General features: G+C 75.2%; 16 protein-coding genes and 1 pseudogene. 12 read left to right on the top strand and 5 right to left on the bottom strand.

All coding sequences use genetic code 11. The features are described from left to right. Together FIV44_RS01335 and FIV44_RS01330 are read right to left on the bottom strand one after the other, a co-directional pair. A complete protein-coding gene (locus FIV44_RS01335; RefSeq protein ID WP_246086750.1) occupies positions 1 to 1,302 on the bottom strand; it encodes a phytoene desaturase family protein in 1,302 nt (433 codons plus the stop codon). Positions 1,303 to 1,312: 10 nt separating this feature from the next. Continuing rightward, positions 1,313 to 1,792, bottom strand: a complete 480-nt coding sequence (locus tag FIV44_RS01330) for a YbaK/EbsC family protein (protein WP_141002932.1) — start codon at positions 1,790 to 1,792, stop codon at positions 1,313 to 1,315. Between the two features lie 64 nt (positions 1,793 to 1,856). Here FIV44_RS01330 and FIV44_RS01325 point away from each other — a divergent pair, with 64 nt between their 5' ends. The 5 genes from FIV44_RS01325 (at position 1,857) to FIV44_RS01305 (ending at position 5,500) form a co-directional block, all read left to right on the top strand. After that, positions 1,857 to 2,429 carry a hypothetical protein gene (locus tag FIV44_RS01325; protein ID WP_141002931.1) on the top strand — a complete coding sequence of 191 codons (573 nt, stop codon included), beginning with the start codon at positions 1,857 to 1,859 and terminating at the stop codon, positions 2,427 to 2,429. A gap of 73 nt (positions 2,430 to 2,502) precedes the next feature. Next, on the top strand, positions 2,503 to 2,961 hold the full coding sequence (locus FIV44_RS01320; RefSeq protein ID WP_141002930.1) for an SAV_6107 family HEPN domain-containing protein: 459 nt from the start codon (positions 2,503 to 2,505) through the stop codon (positions 2,959 to 2,961). 36 nt (positions 2,962 to 2,997) lie between these two features. After that, positions 2,998 to 3,714 (top strand): methyltransferase domain-containing protein, encoded by a 717-nt coding sequence (locus tag FIV44_RS01315; protein WP_141002929.1) that lies wholly within the window; start codon positions 2,998 to 3,000, stop codon positions 3,712 to 3,714. 18 nt (positions 3,715 to 3,732) lie between these two features. Next, a complete protein-coding gene (gene dinB / locus FIV44_RS01310; protein WP_246086749.1) occupies positions 3,733 to 4,938 on the top strand; it encodes a DNA polymerase IV in 1,206 nt (401 codons plus the stop codon). Positions 4,939 to 5,083: 145 nt separating this feature from the next. Then, entirely contained in the window at positions 5,084 to 5,500 is a 417-nt protein-coding gene (locus FIV44_RS01305) for a DUF3040 domain-containing protein (protein WP_141002928.1), read from the top strand. Positions 5,501 to 5,770: 270 nt separating this feature from the next. Here the strand turns inward: FIV44_RS01305 and FIV44_RS01300 are convergent, their stop codons facing one another. From FIV44_RS01300 to FIV44_RS01290, 3 genes are read right to left on the bottom strand one after another with little or no spacing between them, the layout of a single operon-like run. Next, a complete protein-coding gene (locus FIV44_RS01300) occupies positions 5,771 to 8,134 on the bottom strand; it encodes a transglutaminase TgpA family protein (RefSeq protein ID WP_141002927.1) in 2,364 nt (787 codons plus the stop codon). After that, complete coding sequence (locus FIV44_RS01295; RefSeq protein ID WP_141002926.1) at positions 8,131 to 9,378, bottom strand: DUF58 domain-containing protein; 1,248 nt, start codon at positions 9,376 to 9,378, stop codon at positions 8,131 to 8,133. Before FIV44_RS01295 ends, FIV44_RS01300 begins: the two co-directional genes overlap by 4 nt. A gap of 8 nt (positions 9,379 to 9,386) precedes the next feature. Further along, a complete protein-coding gene (locus FIV44_RS01290) occupies positions 9,387 to 10,352 on the bottom strand; it encodes an AAA family ATPase (protein ID WP_141002925.1) in 966 nt (321 codons plus the stop codon). A gap of 370 nt (positions 10,353 to 10,722) precedes the next feature. Here FIV44_RS01290 and mraZ point away from each other — a divergent pair, with 370 nt between their 5' ends. From mraZ to FIV44_RS31655, 7 genes and pseudogenes are all read left to right on the top strand, one after another. Beyond that, on the top strand, positions 10,723 to 11,145 hold the full coding sequence (mraZ, locus tag FIV44_RS01285; protein WP_141002924.1) for a division/cell wall cluster transcriptional repressor MraZ: 423 nt from the start codon (positions 10,723 to 10,725) through the stop codon (positions 11,143 to 11,145). Between the two features lie 318 nt (positions 11,146 to 11,463). Then, complete coding sequence (locus FIV44_RS30120; protein WP_181410918.1) at positions 11,464 to 11,616, top strand: hypothetical protein; 153 nt, start codon at positions 11,464 to 11,466, stop codon at positions 11,614 to 11,616. A 3-nt stretch (positions 11,617 to 11,619) separates the two neighbouring features. Next, positions 11,620 to 12,609, top strand: coding sequence for a 16S rRNA (cytosine(1402)-N(4))-methyltransferase RsmH (gene rsmH, locus FIV44_RS01280; protein ID WP_141002923.1), 990 nt, complete (start codon positions 11,620 to 11,622; stop codon positions 12,607 to 12,609). A gap of 2 nt (positions 12,610 to 12,611) precedes the next feature. After that, positions 12,612 to 13,139: a cell division protein FtsL gene (gene ftsL / locus FIV44_RS01275; protein WP_141002922.1), complete on the top strand. Its 528-nt coding sequence runs from the start codon at positions 12,612 to 12,614 to the stop codon at positions 13,137 to 13,139. A gap of 49 nt (positions 13,140 to 13,188) precedes the next feature. Then, positions 13,189 to 15,015, top strand: coding sequence for a peptidoglycan D,D-transpeptidase FtsI family protein (locus FIV44_RS01270; protein ID WP_246086748.1), 1,827 nt, complete (start codon positions 13,189 to 13,191; stop codon positions 15,013 to 15,015). After that, a complete protein-coding gene (locus FIV44_RS01265) occupies positions 15,009 to 16,541 on the top strand; it encodes a UDP-N-acetylmuramoyl-L-alanyl-D-glutamate--2,6-diaminopimelate ligase (RefSeq protein ID WP_141002921.1) in 1,533 nt (510 codons plus the stop codon). The genes FIV44_RS01270 and FIV44_RS01265 overlap by 7 nt, the downstream gene beginning before the upstream one ends. A 290-nt stretch (positions 16,542 to 16,831) precedes the next feature. Then, a pseudogene (locus FIV44_RS31655) lies at positions 16,832 to 17,200 on the top strand (Mur ligase family protein); the annotation flags it as partial. Between the last annotated feature and the right edge of the window lie 166 nt (positions 17,201 to 17,366).

The following is a 17,366-nucleotide window of genomic DNA, read 5'->3' as shown; positions in this document are numbered from 1 at the left end:
TCAGCTGCGCGACCAGTGCCGCCGACTGCGCCACGAACGGCACGCCGGCGCCGGGAGCGGTGTGCGCGCCGGCGGCGTAGACGCCGGCGACGGGGGTCGAGGGGCCGAGCCGGCGTCGTACCGTGCCCCGGCCCTGCCAGAGCACGCCCATCGGCGAGCCGCGCCACTGCGCGACCTGGTCGCGGGGGAGAGGTCGACCCGGGTGACGACGTTCTCGCGGACGTCGATCCTGTGGCGCGCGAGCGCGTCGAGCAGGTCCTCGGCGATCTTGCCGCGGCCGTGGACGGTCCAGGCGGTGCCGCCGTCGGGCGCGGTGCCGCCCGGCCGCACGGTGAGCAGCGGCTCCTCGTGGATGACCAGCTCGTGGGGGAGGTCCGGCACGTCGCCGGCGAGGCCGACATGGGCCACCACCGGCGGGATCGCCGGCATGGTCCGCTCGACGTACGGCGCCAGCACGGGCAGGCGGCGCGGGTCGACCGCGACGACGACGGCATCGGCGTCGGCCTCGCCCTCGGCGGTGCGCACGGCGACCACCCGGCCCTCCCGCACGACCAGGTCCTCGACCTCGACGCCGGTGCGGACCTGCACCCCGCGGGTCCCGAGCCGGGCGCCGAGCAGCTCGGCGACCCGGCCCATCCCGCCCGGGACGCGCCAGCCGCCGAAGCACTGCTCGAGATAGGCGGTGACCCCGACCCACGACGGCACATTGCGCAGCTCGTGGCCCTCGGCGACGGCCGGGTGCCCGGCGACGAGCGCCAGCCGGTCGTCGCGGAACGCGTGCCGCAGCCGCCGGTGGAGGGTCTCGCGGATGTCGAACATCGAGTCCAGCTCCTTGGGGACCGCGCCCTTGGTGCGCGGGTCCCAGGGGACCTCGACGTAGTGGCGGCGCAGGACGTCCCACACCGGCCCGTAGACGTCGACGTGCTGGGCCCACTTCTCGCCGAGGCCCGGCCCGAGCTCGTCGAACGCCGCGATCTGGTCGGCCCGGGAGCCGCCGGGCAGCAGCACCGACGTGCGGTCGGCGAACCGGTGCTCGCGCAGCACCGGGAGCGGCTCCAGGTCGCTCCCCAGCTCCTTCTCCAGCGGCCGGCCCGACTTGCGGAACAGGTCGCGCAGCGCGGCCGGCAGCAGCGTGGACGCCGGTCCGGCGTCCCACCGGTAGCCGTCCTGCTCGACGGGCGCGAGCGCGCCCCCGAGCCGGTGGGAGGCCTCCAGGAGCGCCACCTCGTGCCCCGCCTTGGCCAGCCGGGCGGCGGCGGCCATGCCGCCGAGACCGCCGCCGACGACGACGATGCGCGCCACGTCGGGGCCCTCAGTCCTTCGCGACGTCGACCGGGGTGGCGCCGGTGAGGTCCAGCAGCTCGTCGTACGTCGTCGAGAAGACCGCCGCCGGGTGTCCCGCCGCGGCCCAGACCACGTCGTAGCGCTGCAGCCAGGGGTCGAGGTACGTCGGCACCGGGGCGGGGTGGCCGATGGGGGAGACCCCGCCGATCACCTGGCCGGTGTGCTCGCGCACGAACTCCGGCTCGGCCCGGCGCAGCGGCGGGCCGCCGATGGTGGTCCGGACGAGCTCGGTGTCGACGCGGTGCGCGCCCGAGGTGAGGATCAGCACGGGGGTTCCGTCGGCATCGAAGAGCAGACTGTTGGCGATCGCCCCCACCTCGCAGCCGAGCGCCTCGGCGGCCAGTGCGGCGGTGTGGACCGAGTCGGGCAGAATGACGATCTCGCCGGTGCCACCCCGGCGCTGGTGCTCGTCGCGGAACCGGGTGATCGAGGGATGCTCGGCCGACATGGGGGTGACCCTACCGAGCGCCCGCCCCCGAATTGAGATTGCCCACGCACGGACTGGAGGAAGCATGCCTGAGACCGACACCGAGCAGCCGGAACGGCCGCCCGCGGTCGTGATCGCCTGCTGGCTGCTGTGGTTCCTGGTGGCGGCCGGTCTGCTGGTGTGCGTCCTCGTCGTCGTCCGGCGCGACGACCTCGGCAGCGTCTGGTCGCCGATGCAGGTCGGCGACAGCACCGTCCAACCGGTCGAGTTCGTCCCCGTCATCCTCGTCCTGTACGGCGTCACGGCCGTGCTCTCGGCGACGCTCATCGCGCTCTTCCGCATCGGCCACAACTGGGCCCGGCACTCCCTGGCCGCGATCGTGGTCGGCGTGATCCTGGTCGCGGTCGCCACGGTCCGCACCGACCCGCCCACCATGGTCGACGGGATGGCGATCGCCGCGGCGGTGATCGGCGCGGTGACGCTGGTGTTCCTCTGGCACCCGCAGAGCGCCTGGTTCGTCCGCGAGGCCGCCGGGAAGTCGGCCGGGAGGCCCGTCGGCGCGGCCGCCGCCGCGCCGGCGGAGGCGGAGGCGGCGGCCGAGGAGTCCGCCGCCGCGCCGGTCGGCGAGCCCGCCGAGGAGCCCGCCGCCGACTCTTGAGTCGTGTCGGACCCGCGGTGTACCTTCGGATCGTTCGAACACATGTTCGAACAGAATCGGAGGAGAAGACGCCGTGGCCCAGCAGTTCGCCCCCTTCACGGTCAGCCCGCACGCCCTGCCGGCGACCACCCACAACTACCTGATCCGGTCCGCGGAGTCGCTGAGCGAGGCGGTCGCCGCCCGTGACGTCCCCACCCGCTACGCCTGCGCCCACGTCGCCGCCCTGCGCGCCGCCGCGGCCCTGCTGGCCGCACGCGCCCGGCCGGAGCCGGGCCGGCGCCGCGCCCAGCGCAACGCCTGGGTGCTGCTGGCCGAGGTCGCGCCCGAGCTGGCCGAGTGGGCCTCCTTCTTCGCCTCCGGCGCCGCCAAGCGGGCCGCGGCCGAGGCGGGCTCGGCGCGGGCCGCGACCGAGCGCGAGGCCGACGACCTGGTCCGCGACGCCGACCGCTTCCTCGCCCTCGTCGAGCACGCCCTGGGGCTGACCCCGCACGTCCCGCTCGGCGAGCAGCTCGCCGGCCGCGCCGTGGGCTGAGCGACGTGCTGGCGCCCTCCGACTAATGTTCCGGGCATGCCCTCTCGCGAGCAGCGTGGTTCGGTCCGCACCGCGGTCGTCTGGGACGCCCTCGAGGCCGCGCTCGCGGACGGACCTCGCGACGTGGTCGACCTCGGCGGCGGCACCGGCGGCTTCGCCGTACGGCTGGCCGAGTCGGGCCACCGGGTCCGGGTCGTCGACCCGAGTCCCGACGCCCTCGCCGCCCTGGCCCGCCGAGCCCGAGAGGTGGACCTCGAGGTGTCCGGGCTGCAGGGCGACGTCGCCGACCTCGTCGAGGTGGTGGGAGCCGGGAGCGCCGACGTGGTCCTGTGCCACGGCGTGCTCGAGGTCGTCGACCCGGCCCTGGCGCTGGCGCGGATCGGCCAGGTGCTGCGCCCCGGCGGCCTGCTCAGCCTGGTCGTCGGGCAGCGTCACGCGGCGGTCATCGCCCGGGCCATGGCCGGCCACTTCCAGCAGGCCCGGGGCCTGCTCGACGACCGCGAGCCGGTCGACCCGCGCACCGGCCGCCGGTTCACCGCCGACGAGGTCCGCGACCTGCTGGCCGACCACGGCTTCGGCGCGGTCGCCGTGCACGCAGTCCGGGTCTTCGCGGACCTGGTGCCCGCCGCGCTCGTCGACCAGGAGCCCGGCGCCGCGGCGGCGCTGGTCGACCTGGAGCGCGCGGTCGCGCAGCGCCCGGAGTACCTCCCGCTCGCCACGCAGCTCCACGTCCTGGCCCACGCCGCCTCCTGACCCTCCCGGGAGCGGGCCGTGACGGTCCGCTGCCCGATCCTGCACGTCGACATGGACGCGTTCTACGCGTCGGTGATGATCCGCGACCGCCCCGAGCTCCACGACATCCCGGTGGTCGTCGGCGGCGGCCACCGCGGTGTCGTGCTGTCCGCCAACTACCCCGCCCGCCGCTACGGCATCAGATCGGGGATGTCGGGCGCCGAGGCCCGCCGGCTGTGCCCGCACGCCGTCACCCTGCCGCCCGACTTCGGGCTGCTCACACCGGTGTCGAAGGCGATCATGGAGACCTTCCGCACCGTCACCCCGGTCGTCGAGGTGACCTCGCTCGACGAGGCCTTCCTCGACGTGCGCGGCGCCGTCCGGCTGTTCGGCCCGCCGGAGGCGATCGCCGAGCGGCTCCGCTCCCGGATCCGCGGCGAGCACGGCATCACCTGCTCGGTCGGCATCGCCGCCTCGATCTCGGTCGCCAAGCTCGCCAGCCGGCAGGCCAAGCCCGACGGCGTGCGGGTGATCCCGCCGGAGCGGTTCGTCGCCGAGGTCCATCCCCTCGACGTCGGCGTCCTGTACGGCGTCGGCGAGTCCACCCGCCAGCGGCTGCACCGGCTCGGGCTCGTCACCGTCGGCGATGTCGCCGCCATCCCGGTCGACCTGCTGCGCCGGATGGTCGGCCACCACCTCGGCGGCCACCTGCACGCCCTGGTCTGGGGCACCGACCGCACCGAGCTGCGCCCCGGCGGGGCCGGGGTGTTCGGCTTCGGCGAGGGCGAGCCCGAGAGCAGCATGGGCTCGCAGCACACCCTCGCCGTCGACCTGCGCGACCGCGACGAGCTGCGCCGCGAGCTGCTCCGCATCACCGCGCGGGTCACCGCCCGGGTCCGCGGCGCCGGCCGCACCGGCCGGACCGTGACGGTGACCGTCCGCTTCTCCGACTTCACGACCGTCCAGCGCTCCCGGACCCTGCCGGAGCCGACCGACGTCACCCAGGAGGTGTACGTCGTCGCCCTCACCCTCCTCGACGCGCTCCTCGACGCCCGTCGCCCCCGCCCGCTCGCCGTCCGCCTCGTCGGCGTCCGCGTCGAGGGCCTGCGCCGCCTGCGACCCGGTGACGGCCGCCAGCTGGTGCTGGGGGAGCGCGACCCCGGCTGGCCCGACGCCGACCGCGCGGTCGACCGCGCCGTGGACCGGTTCGGCTCCGCCGCCGTCCGCCGCGCGAGCCTGTTGTGACCCGCCCGGCCATCCCCCGGACGAATCACGTTTCGTGACCGAATGCACAATTTCGGGGGACGCCCTACCCCCGCTGGAGATGCCTGCCTACACTTGGAGGAAGAGTCATCGGCGGAGAACCGCCTCACACGTGTCGGAGGATTCGGTGCCACTCTCGGAAGAGGAGCTGCGACTGCTGGAGCAGATGGAGCGCGCCCTCAGCGAGGAGGACCCCAAGTTCGCGTCCACCCTCCGGGGCACGACCCTCCGGCAGGCCGCTCGGCGCCGCGCGATCCTGGCCGGCGTGGTCTTCGCCGCCGGCGTCGCCGTGATGATGGGCGGTGCCGTCAGCGGCTACTGGCCCGTCGGCGTGGCCGGCTTCCTGATCATGCTCGCCTCCGCGACCATCCTGCTCGGCTCCCTGCGCGGTCAGCGCGGCGGAGCAGCCCCCGACGTCTCGGCCCACCCCTCCGGCTTCGGCGTCGTCGACGGCGGCCGCCGCGGCCGCAACCACGGCCGCTCCTCCGGCTTCATGGACACCCTCCAGGCCCGCTGGCGCCGCCGCAAGGACCGCGGCTTCTAGGACTCTGGCCGAGCCGAACGCGCCGTCCAGGTGCCTACGCGCTGGTTGTCCGGGTCGACGCCGCAGGCGTCGGACGGCTGCCCCTGACGGCGATGTCGGGGTGCCGTCGGCGTGTGCGCGAGATGTCGATGGCGAGACCGAGTAGCGCCGACGGCGGGGTCCCCGCTCCGAGCCGTCAGGGGCGGCCGGGAGACGCCGGAGGGGTCGACCCGGACAGCCACCCGGGCCGGCTCCCGAGCCCGGCTCCAAGGTGCGGCTGCCCGAGAGCGGCTACCGCCCCCACACCGACCGCGGAACCCACCGCGCCCGCCGCCGTACCCGCGGCGTGACCCCGGCCTCCAGCGACGCGACCACGAGCGCGCCGTCCTCGGCGAGCGCGGTCCGCTCCAGCGTCGCCACCGCGCCGGGCCGGGCGTAGCGGGACCGCTCGACCGCGAGGACCAGGCGCTCCAGGGCGTCGGCGGCCTCGGGCGCCGCCGCGGCGCCGGTGCGCGGCCGCTCGGCCGGGCGGGCGGTGGGATCGGCGAGGTGGTCGAGGAGGGCGCCGCCGGCCTCGCGCGGCGACCGGCCGGCGGGCCAGGGCAGGCCGAGGTCGACGGCGCTCGCGCGGACCTCGGCCCACACGTCGTCGGGCGTCCCGGCCAGCCGCGTACGACGCGCCCGGGCGCGCAGCGCCGTCGGCCCGCCGAGCGCGGCGGCGCCGGCCAGGAGGAGGACGAGCAGGACCAGTCCGCCGGCCAGGACCGGGGTCGGGAGCCCGGACTCGTCGCCGTCGCCGGCGGTCCCGGGGTCGCGGTCGATCTCCGGGCGCTGGTTCGGCCCCGCGCTCGGGGCCACGGTCGAGGTGGCGCCGGGCGTCGCGGACGTCGCTCCCGTCGGCCCGCCGCGGGGGTCGTCGCTGCCGCCGTCGACCGGTGCCCGGGTGTAGAAGGGCACATTGCCGACGCGGCCCGACGGGGTGGGCTCGAAGCGCACCCAGCCCGACCCGGCGAAGTACAGCTCCGGCCAGGCGTGCAGGTCGTGGCTGCTGTACTCCCAGGTGTCGTCCGCGATCTGGTCGGGCTGCAGGAAGCCCACGGCGACGCGGGCCGGGATGCCCAGCACCCGGGCCATCACGGCCATCGCGGAGGCGAACTGCTCGCAGTACCCGACCCGTCCGCTGGTGGCGAGGAAGCCCTCCAGGGTCTGGTTGCCGGTGCCCTTGGGCGCCTTGCTCAGGTCGTAGGTGAACCCGCCGTCCTGCCGGAACCAGCGCTGCAGGAGCCGCGCGCGCTCGTAGTCGGAGGTCGCACCGGTGGTGACCTCGCGGGCCAGGGTGCGCACGATCGGCGGCACCGAGCTCGGCAGGTCGAGCACCTCCTCGGGGACGTCGCCGGAGCCGGCGTCGCGGAAGAAGTTGAGGTTCGTGCCGAAGTCCAGGTCCAGCGCGGTCATCCGGTAGGTGATCCCGCGGGTGTCCAGCTCGTCGTCGGCGGCGAGGAAGTCCATGGTCGAGGGGTCGAACCGCCAGTCGCCCGGGGCGTCGACCGCCGAGACGGGGTACTGCGTCGGCAGCCAGGTCGAGTCGAGCTCGTCGGTGATCGAGACCTCGTAGGCGTACGGCGTCCGCGGGACCTCGTCGGACAGCCCCGGGGGCAGCGGGACGTCGCCGGCGGCGACGTTGCTCCGAGCGACGTCGCGGTCGCCGCTGCTCCACTCCTCGCCGGTGTAGCGGTTGAGCACCGAGATCCGCAGGTACGACGGCGAGGGGTCCTGGGTGCGGACCAGGACCAGCGGCACGTCCCGGCCGCGCTCGAGGTCGCGGCGCATGTCCGCGATCGGCTTGCGGATCCGGATGTCGCCGTCGCCGCGCCCCGTGCCGAGGTCGAGCACGTCGAAGCCGACGGCCGGCAGGAAGGTGGGGATCACCAGGGCGAGGGCCGTCGCGGTCACGCCGATCCGCCCGGCCCCGGCGCGCAGCGCCTCCTGCAGCGGGTTGCCGTGGCGCCAGAGGGTGTCCTCCTCCGGGCCGACCGTGCGTCCCCAGCGGAGCAGGTGGTCGCGGGAGTCGAGGTGCAGCAGGACGAGGAAGCCGCCGGCCGCGGCCACGAAGCTCCACACGTCCGGGCCGTCGTCGAGGACCCCGCTCGGCAGGGCGTAGACGGCGAGCAGGCCGAGGCCCGCGGCCGGGACCCGGCGCAGGGTGCAGGCGAGGGTGTCGACGAGCAGCAGTACGGCGGCGCCGGCGACGAGGAGCAGCGGCCAGACCGGGGGCACCTGGGCGCTGATCGGTGCGGCGTACTCGCGTGCGCTCTGGGTCGACGTCTCCAGGGCCTGCCAGATCTCGGCGACCGGGCCGCCGAGGGGGATGAAGGAGCCGGTGATCTCGCGGGAGACGACGACCGCGGTGAGCAGGGTCTGCGCGACGGCGGTCAGCCAGCGGGGCGTGCCGAGCCAGCGCAGGAGGGAGCCGGCGACGGCCAGCAGCCCGGCGAGCACGGCCAGCGGGCGGAGGTAGGTGCCGGGCTGCTCGACGAAGCCACGCCAGGCGGTCAGCGCCGCCCAGGTGGTGAGCGCGGAGACGGCTCCGAGGAGCAGGGCCGGGCCGAACGGTCCGCGGTGGCTCGCCGTGGAGCTGCTCGTCGGGGCGCTCATGCGCGGGCACCGCCTCGGACCGGCGCCCGGCCGAGCTCGCGCCAGGCCGTGTCGAGGTGGTCGCGCGGGCCGAGCCCGGTGGCCCGCCAGGCCAGGGAGGTGACCGGCGCCGCGGCCGCGACGCCGCCGAGGCCTCCGCGGGCCGGCGACCACTGGTCGACGTCGAGGACCAGGGCCAGCGCGACGCCGGCGTCGTGCCGGATCCGGCGCAGCGCCGCGTTGTCGTCGGGGAGGAACCCGCCGAGCACCGCCACCACGACGCCGCCGCGCGCCTGCTCGCCGGACCAGCCGACGTCGAGCGTGGCGCGGTGGCTCATCTCGAGGACCGCCAGGTGCTCCAGCGCGCGCTCGGCGCCCAGGGTCGGATCGCCGGCGGCCCCGCCGCCGAGACCGTCGGCGGTGCAGAGCTGGACGGCGTACCCGTGCTGCTCGAGGTGGACGGCCACCGACGCCGCGGCGATCACCGCCGACTCCAGGCTGGACGCGGGTCCGTGCCCGCGGTGCGCCAGGCGCCGGTTGTCGAGCAGGACCGTCGCGTGCGCCTCCCAGGGCTGCTCCTCGCGCCGCACCATCAGCTCGCCGATCCGTGCGGAGCTGCGCCAGTGGACCCGCCGGAGGTCGTCGCCGCGGCGGTACTCGCGCACGCTGACGTCCTCGGCCGACCCGGCGGCGAACGCCTGCGGCCGGTGCTCGCCCGCGCCCTGCCAGCCGCCGGAGAGCGGGATCGCGGGCAGCGGCACCACGCGCGGGGTGACCGTCAGCTGGGCGGTGCCGCCGATCGCCCGGCGCCGCTCCACCAGCCCGAACGGGTCGGCGAGCCGAGCGACGAGCGGCCCGACGACGTACCGGCCCCGGATGTCGGAGCGGACGGGGTAGGACACGGTCCGCTCCCACGCGCCGCCGAGGCCCTGCAGCACGAAGCGCGCGCGACCGCCGAGGGCGTAGGGGAGCGTGTCCTCGACCAGCAGGGCGCCGTCGGCTCGCCTCCGCTCGCTGGCGACGGTCAGGTCGATCCGGGCGCTCTCGCCGGCCCGGAGCAGGCGCGGCCACACGGTCCGGGTGACGGTGGGATCGTGCCGGCGCCGCCCCACCACCAGCGCCGCGAGCAGCGGCAGCGCCATGACGAGGACGCCGACCCGGGTCAGCGCGGGCTGCCCGAAGCCGATCGCGCACACCACCGCCGTCGCCCCCGCGGCGAGGAACGCGCGTCCGCGGAGGGTCAGGGAGGACAGGTGCCGGCGCATCGGACCGCTCAGGACGAGGGATCGGGCACCGGGACGCTCGCCGCGATGCCCTCGAGGATGGTCGCGACGGTGCTGCCGCCGATCGCCGCCTCCGCGCTCGGCAGCAGGCGGTGGGCGAGCACCGGCTGCACCAGCGCCCGCAGGTCGTCGGGCAGGACGTAGTCGCGGCGGTGGAGCGCGGCCCGGGCCTTGGCCGCGCGGACCAGGTGGAGCGTCGCGCGCGGCGAGGCCCCGAGCACGAGCTCGGGGCTCTGCCGGGTCGCGGCGGTCAGCGCGACGGCGTACCGCTGCACCCCGTCGGAGACGTGGACCTGGCTGACGATCGCGCAGATCTTGCGGATCTCGGCGCTGTCGGTGACCGGCTCCAGGTCGTCGAGCGGGTTGTCCGCGCCGTGGTGGGCGAGCATCGCGATCTCCGCGGCCGGCACGGGGTAGCCGATGGAGACCCGGGCGAGGAAGCGGTCGCGCTGCGCCTCGGGCAGGGGGTAGGTGCCCTCCATCTCGACCGGGTTCTGGGTCGCGATCACCATGAACGGCGACTCGAGCTGGTAGGTGATGTTGTCGACGGTCACCTGCCGCTCGGCCATGCACTCCAGCAGCGCCGACTGGGTCTTGGGGGAGGCGCGGTTGATCTCGTCGCCGATGACCACGTTGGCGAACACGCCGCCGGGGCGGAACTCGAACTCGCGGGTCGACTGGTTGTAGACCGACACGCCCGTGATGTCGGAGGGCAGCAGGTCGGGCGTGAACTGGATCCGGCGCACCGTCGAGTCGATGCTGCGGGCCAGCGCCTTGCTCAGCATGGTCTTGCCGACGCCGGGGACGTCCTCGAGGAGCAGGTGGCCCTCGGCCAGGAGCACGATGATCGCGGCGCCGACGACCTCGCCCTTGCCCTCGATCACCTTCTCCACGTTGGCCTGGATCCGCCCGGCGACGCGCGCCACGGTGTCGACATCGGTGATCGGCGGCTCCACGGCTGTTCTCCCTCTCTCACAGCAGCCTCCTGCTGCGGTGGAGCAACCCTACGGCGGCGGCGAAAACTGCACACTCCTCGGCCGTTGCCTGCGCTTCCTGGCCGTAGCAACGGGCGGGAAGCGCGGGAATCACCGCTGAAGAGGCGATTCCCGCCCGCCGCCTTCCCCGCGGACGCCCCACCGGCGCTCCACTTCTCCTCCACTCCGCTCCACCGGCGCTCCCGGGGCGCTGACCCGCGGTTTTACGCACGCCGGGGGAGCAGGACACGGCCGGAAGTGGGGCAATGGTGGTTGACGGTGGGGGAAAGTGGAGTACTGTGGGGGAAAGTGGAGGACGGCGGAGTCCGGTGGGACGGCTGGGGGTGGCCCGATGCTCTTCATGGGCACCTACACCCCGAAGCTCGACGACAAGGGCCGCCTCTTCCTCCCGGCGAAGTTCAGGGATCGGCTGGCGGAGGGGCTCGTGGTCACACAGGGACAGGACAAGTGCCTCGTCGTGTGGCCGACCGACGTGTTCGCCGAGGAGGCCGAGCGGCAGGCCGCCCGGCCGATGACCAACCGCGCCGCCCGGCGCTACGCCCGGGTGCTCTTCGCCGGCGGCGACGAGAGCACCCCCGACAAGCAGGGACGGGTCGGCATCCCGGCCCACCTGCGTGAGTACGCCGGCCTCGAGCGCGACGTCGTCGTGATCGGCGTCCGGGACCGCCTGGAGATCTGGAACCCCGCCGCCTGGCGCGAGTTCCAGCTCGAGGCCCTGGAGGAGTTCGCCGACCTCGACGAGGACGACGACTAGCCCCGCAGCACCCCGAGCAACACCCCGAGCAACACCCCGAGCAACACCGCAGCACCACCGACAACACAACAGCGGATCCGCAGGACGAGGTCTCAGCCCGCTCCCGCTCGACGTTCCGGCGCCGCCGGCACCTGTAGCACCTTCCCCGGCCACAGGCACCGACGCACCGGGACCACCCGCCTTCTGGGGCACCTTCCCCGGCACCAGACGGCCACCCCGAACACCGGGCCGGGAGCGGGCCGGGACCTGGTCCTGCGGATCCGTCGCCAATTCGGCAGTCACCAGTTTCCGCACGTCCCAGGGTCGAGGGTCGAGAGCATGAGCGTCGTACGCACGCAGCCACCGGAGGTCTCCGGTGAGCCCCGCGTCCGCGAGCAGGCACGCGACGCCCTGACCCTGATGGCGTTCTCCGCCGCGCTCTCCCTCGGCTGCGCGGTCCTGTTGGTCCTCCTCCACCTCGCGGGGCGCTGAGGCATGAGCGGCCCGCACCACGTCCCCGTCCTGCTGGACCGGGTCGTCGCCCTCCTCGCGCCCGCGCTCGGCCACGACGGCGCGGTGCTCGTCGACGCCACGCTCGGCCTCGGCGGCCACACCGAGGCGGTCCTGGAGCGCTGCCCGCGGGCCCGGGTGGTCGGCATCGACCGCGACCCGCAGGCCCTGGCGACGAGCCGGGAGCGGCTGGCGTCGTACGGCGAGCGGTTCACCGGCGTCCACGCGGTCTACGACGAGATCCCCGACGTGCTCGCCGACCTCGGCCTCACGGGCCACGAGGGGGTGGCCGGCGTCCTGTTCGACCTCGGCGTCTCCTCGATGCAGCTCGACCTGCCCGAGCGCGGCTTCGCGTACGCCGTCGACGCCCCGCTGGACATGCGGATGGGCAGCGCCGGCCCGACGGCGGCGGACGTCCTCAACACCTACAGCGCGGCCGAGCTCGCCCGTGTCCTCAAGGAGTACGGCGAGGAGCGGATGGCGCGCCGGATCGCGGACGCCGTGGTCCGGGAGCGGGCCCGGGAGCCGTTCACGACCTCGGGGCGCCTGGTCGCGCTGCTCTACGACGTCATCCCCGCGCCGGCCCGCCGGACCGGGGGGCACCCGGCGAAGCGGACCTTCCAGGCGCTGCGGATGGAGGTCAACGACGAGCTGGCGGTGCTGCGCCGGGCGATCCCGGCGGCGATCGACGCGATCGGCGTCGGCGGCCGCGTGGTCGTGGAGTCCTACCACTCCCTGGAGGACCGCCTGGTCAAGCGGGCCTTCGCCGACGCGACCCGCTCGACGGTCCCCGACGACCTCCCGTTCGTCCCGGAGGGCGCCGAGCCGTCGTACCGCCTGATCACCCGCGGCGCCGAGCAGGCGGCGCCCGCGGAGATCGAGGAGAACCCCCGCGCCGCGTCCGTGCGCCTGCGCGCCGTCGAGCGCACCCGATCGAGCCGTCCGAACACGTCGTCTGGCAAGGGAGCCGAATAGACATGTCCTCCACCTCACCCCTCCGCAACCGGCTCCCGTACGTCGCTCCGCGCCTCGCGCAGGCCGCGCTCGAGCGGGCCCGGCTCACCGTCGTGCCCCGGCGGCGCTCCCGGGCGCCGCGGGTGCCGTTCGTGACCTTCGTCAGCCTGATCCTGCTCGGCGGCGTGATCGGGCTGCTGATGTTCAACACCTCGATGCAGCAGGCGTCGTTCCGCGAGACGGCGCTGCAGAAGCAGGCCACCGACCTCGGGGCGCAGCAGGAGGCCCTGGAGATGGACCTCCAGGCGCTCAACGACCCGGCGCACGTCGCCGCGGCCGCCGAGAGGCTCGGCATGGTGATGCCGACCACCGGCGCGGGCGTGCTCCACCTCGGCAGCGGGAAGATCAGCGGCGACCCGCAGCCCGCCTCGGGCGAGGACCGGCTGCCGCTGGAGCCGCCCGGCCCCGAGCGTCCCGCCGCGCTCGACCCGACCCCGGTCAAGGTCAAGGTGAAGGCCGGTGCCGACGGCGCGCCCGCCACGCCCCAGTGATCCGCCGCCGTAGGTTGGAGGCCCATCCCGCAGCGACCAGGACGAGAGCGTGACCCGACCCACCACCAGCCGACGCGCCGGCCGTCTGCGGCGCCGGACCGGACAGGTCCTGCGCGGCTCGACGCACCGCCGGATGCAGATCGGGTTCGTGCTGATCGCGATGGTGCTGTCGGTGTTCGCCGCCCGCCTGGTCCAGCTGCAGGGCGTCGACCCGCGCTCGTACGCCCAGATGGCCGCGGCCGAGGGGCAGGTGCGGGTGACGCTGCCCGCGACGCGGGGGGAGATCCTGGACCGCAACGGCGAGCCGATGGCCGACACCGTCGACGGGCGGATGGTCGTCGCCGACCCCAAGGTGACCGCCGCGGTCGCGCCCGAGCTGGCGACGATCCTCTCCGACCGCCTCGGCGTCGACTACTTCGAGACCCTGCGGCGGCTGCGGATCGAGGGCAGCCGGTTCCAGTACGTCGCCCGCCAGGTGCCGGCGAGCAAGGCCGAGAAGGTCGTCGCCGACATCCAGGAGCAGTTCAAGGACGAGAAGGGCCGCCCCTTCGCCGGCCTGATGACCGAGCGCGACCCGCTGCGCGTCTACCCCAGCAAGACGGTCGCGGCGAACCTGATCGGCTTCCTCGGCACCCCCAAGAACGACGGCTCCGCGCAGGCCCTGGCCGGCCTCGAGGACTCCTTCAACACCTACCTGTCCGGCAAGGACGGCGAGGCGCGCTACGAGGTCGGCGCCGGCAACCAGATCCCGCTGGGCGACAACACCGTCACGCCGGCGATCGACGGCAAGAGCCTCACCCTCACCATCGACCGCGACCTGCAGTACTACACGCAGCGGGTGCTGCAGCAGACGGTGGAGAAGGCCGGCGGCAAGTCCGGCATGGCGCTGATCATGGACCGCCGCACCGGCGAGCTGCTGGCGCTGGCCGACTACCCGACGTACGACGCCGCCGACCCGTACCGCTACGACAAGAGCCTCTACAAGTCCTCCGCGCTCACCGACGTCTACGAGCCCGGCTCGGTCGAGAAGGTGCTCACCATCAGCTCGCTGGTCGACGCCGGGCTGGCGTTCAAGGAGCAGCGGTTCAAGGTCCCCGGCCGGCTGCACCGCCAGGACCGGCCGATCGGCGACTACTGGGACCACGGCACGCTCAAGCTGACCCTCGCGGGCATCCTCGCGAAGTCCTCGAACGTCGGCACCGTGCTCGCCGCCGACCAGTTCAAGAAGGGCCAGCTCCGCAGCTACCTCACCGCCTTCGGGCTCGGCGCCCGCACCGGCCTCGGCCTCGGCGGCGAGACCCGCGGCATCGTCCCGCAGGGCGCGGCCTGGACGTCCCAGGTCGGCGACCGCATCGCCTTCGGCCAGTCCCTGTCGGTCAACGCGGTCCAGATGATCGCCGCGGTCAACACCATCGCCAACGGCGGCGTCCGGGTCGACCCGAGCCTGGTCAAGGGCAGCGCCCGCACCGACGGCGGCACCGAGGTCGGCACCGACGTCGCCACCAGCCGCCGGGTGATCAGCAAGCAGGCCGCGCAGGAGACCATGCTGATGATGGAGCGCGTGGTCGACCCCGACGCGGGCGTCGCGCCCAAGGCGGCGGTCCCCGGCTACCGCGTCGCCGGCAAGACCGGTACGGCGCAGCGGGTCGGCGAGAACGGCGGCTACGACGGCAGCCTCACCGTCTCCTTCGCCGGCTTCGCCCCGGCCGACGACCCCCGGTTCACCATCTACGTCGTGGTGCACAGCCCGCGCGCGGGCAGCGGCGGCGGCAGCGTCGCCGGCCCGGCCTTCGCCAAGCTGATGAGCCACGCCCTGCGTCGCTACGGCGTCGCCCCGACCGGCACCGAGCCCAACCAGACGCCGGTCGAATGGTGAGCGAGCCCGACCTCCTCACCACGCGCCCCTCGCGTCCCCCGGCAACGCCCCTGGCCGTCGTCGCCCGGACCGTCGGCGCGCCCGCGCCGGCCGCCGGCATCGCCGACCTGCCCGTCACCGGCCTCACCCTCGACTCGCGCCGGGTCCGCCCCGGCGACCTGTACGCCGCCCTCCCGGGCTCGCGCGCCCACGGCGCGACCTTCGCCGGGCAGGCCGCGGCGTCCGGGGCGGTGGCGGTGCTCACCGACGCCGAGGGCGCCGCGATCGCCGCCGCGACCGGGCTGCCGGCGGTCGTCGTGGCGGAGCCCCGGACGGTCCTGGGCGCCGCCGCCGCGCTCGTCTACGGCCGCCCGGCCGCGGCGCTGCGCACCATCGGCGTGACCGGCACCCAGGGCAAGACCACGGTGACCCGCCTGCTCGACGGCGGGCTGCTCGCGGCCGGGGTGCGCGGCGCCGTGATCGGCACCGTCGGCACCCGGATCGCCGGCGAGGAGGTCAAGACCGCGCTGACCACTCCCGAGGCGCCCGACCTGCACGGCCTGTTCGCCCGGATGCGCGAGCTCGACGTCACCGCCTGCGCGATGGAGGTCTCGAGCCACGCCCTGGTGATGGGCCGCGTCGACGGGGTCGTCTTCGACGTCGCCGTCTTCACCAACCTCGGCCGCGACCACCTCGACTTCCATGCCGACGTGGAGGACTACTTCGCCGCCAAGGCGATGCTGTTCACCCCCGAGCACGCCCGGCTCGGCCTGGTCTGCGTCGACGACGAGCACGGCCGCCGGCTGGTGGCCGAGGCGCCGATCCCGGTGCGCACGTACGCCGTCGGCCGCGACGCCGACTGGACGGTCGCGGACGTCGAGCAGCGCCCCGACGGCTCCACCTTCACGGTGCACGGCCCGGGCGGGGTGACGGTGGCCGCGGCGGTCCCGCTGGCGGGGGAGTTCAACGTCGCGAACGCGCTGGCCGCGATCGCCGCGGCGGCCGAGGCCGGCTTCGACCCGCAGCAGGTGGCCGACGGGATCGGCCGCTCCGGCGGCGTACCCGGTCGGCTGGAGCGGATCGAGACCGGCCGCGACCTGACCGTCGTGGTCGACTACGCCCACAAGCCGGACGCGGTCGACGCCGTGCTGAGGACGCTGCGGCCGGTGACCCGTGGCAGGCTGATCATCGTGATCGGCGCCGGGGGGGACCGCGACCGGGGCAAGCGTCCCGTGATGGGGGAGATCGCGGCCGAGCTGGCCGACCTGGTCGTCGTGACCGACGACAACCCGCGCACCGAGGAGCCCGCCGCCATCCGCGCCGCCATCGTGGAGGGCGCCCGCGCCGGCGCCGCCGAGGTGGTCGAGATCGGCGACCGGCGGGCCGCGATCGGCGAGGCGCTGCGCCGGGCCGGGGCCGGCGACGTCGTCCTGGTGGCCGGGAAGGGCCACGAGACCGGCCAGGAGATCGCCGGCGTGGTGCACCCCTTCGACGACCGCGACGTCGTCCGCGAGCTGCTCGCGGCCCTGCCCGGGGAGCACCGGTGATCCCGCTCCTGCTCTCCGAGATCGCCGCGGTCGTCGGCGGGACCCTCCACGGCGAGGACGTCACCGTCGCCGGCCCGGCGTACGTCGACAGCCGGGTGCCGGTCGCGGACGGGCTCTTCGTCGCGGTGGTGGGGGAGCGCGTCGACGGCCACGACTACGCCGACGGCGCCCACGCCGTCCTCGGCAGCCGCCCGACCACGGCGCCGACGGTGGTCGTGAGCGACCCGGTGGCCGCCCTGGGGCGGCTGGCCCGCCACGTCCTCGACCGCCTCGACGCCACGGTCCTGGCGATGACCGGCTCGCAGGGCAAGACCGGCACCAAGGACTACCTGGCGGCGGTGCTCCGCGCGCTGGCCGGCGAGGCCGCCGTCGTCGCCACCGCGGCCAACAACAACAACGAGCTCGGCGTGCCGCTCACGGTGCTGCGCGCCGACGCCGGCACCCGGTACCTCGTGGTCGAGATGGGCGCCCGGGGCGTCGGCCACGTCTCCTACCTCTGCGACATCGCGCCGCCGTCGATCGCGGCGGTGCTCAACGTCGGCACCGCCCACGTCGGCGAGTTCGGCGGGCGGGAGCAGATCGCGCGCGCCAAGGGCGAGATCGTCGAGGCGCTGCCGGCCGACGGCACCGCCGTCCTCAACGCGGACGACCCGCTCGTGGCGGCGATGGCCCCCCGCACCCGCGCCCGGGTGCTCACCTTCGGCGAGGTCGGCGAGGTGCGCTGGCGGGGGTGGTGCTCGACGCCCTGGGCCGCCCGTCCTTCGAGCTGGGCCACGGCGACGCCTGGCACCCGGTCACCCTCCGGCAGACCGGGCCGCACCAGGT

Source organism: Nocardioides humi, assembly GCF_006494775.1.
GTDB classification, from domain to species: Bacteria; Actinomycetota; Actinomycetes; order Propionibacteriales; family Nocardioidaceae; genus Nocardioides; species Nocardioides humi.
The sequence above is the reverse complement of the archived record's forward strand: the minus strand, read 5'-3'. Positions and strand labels throughout refer to the sequence as shown.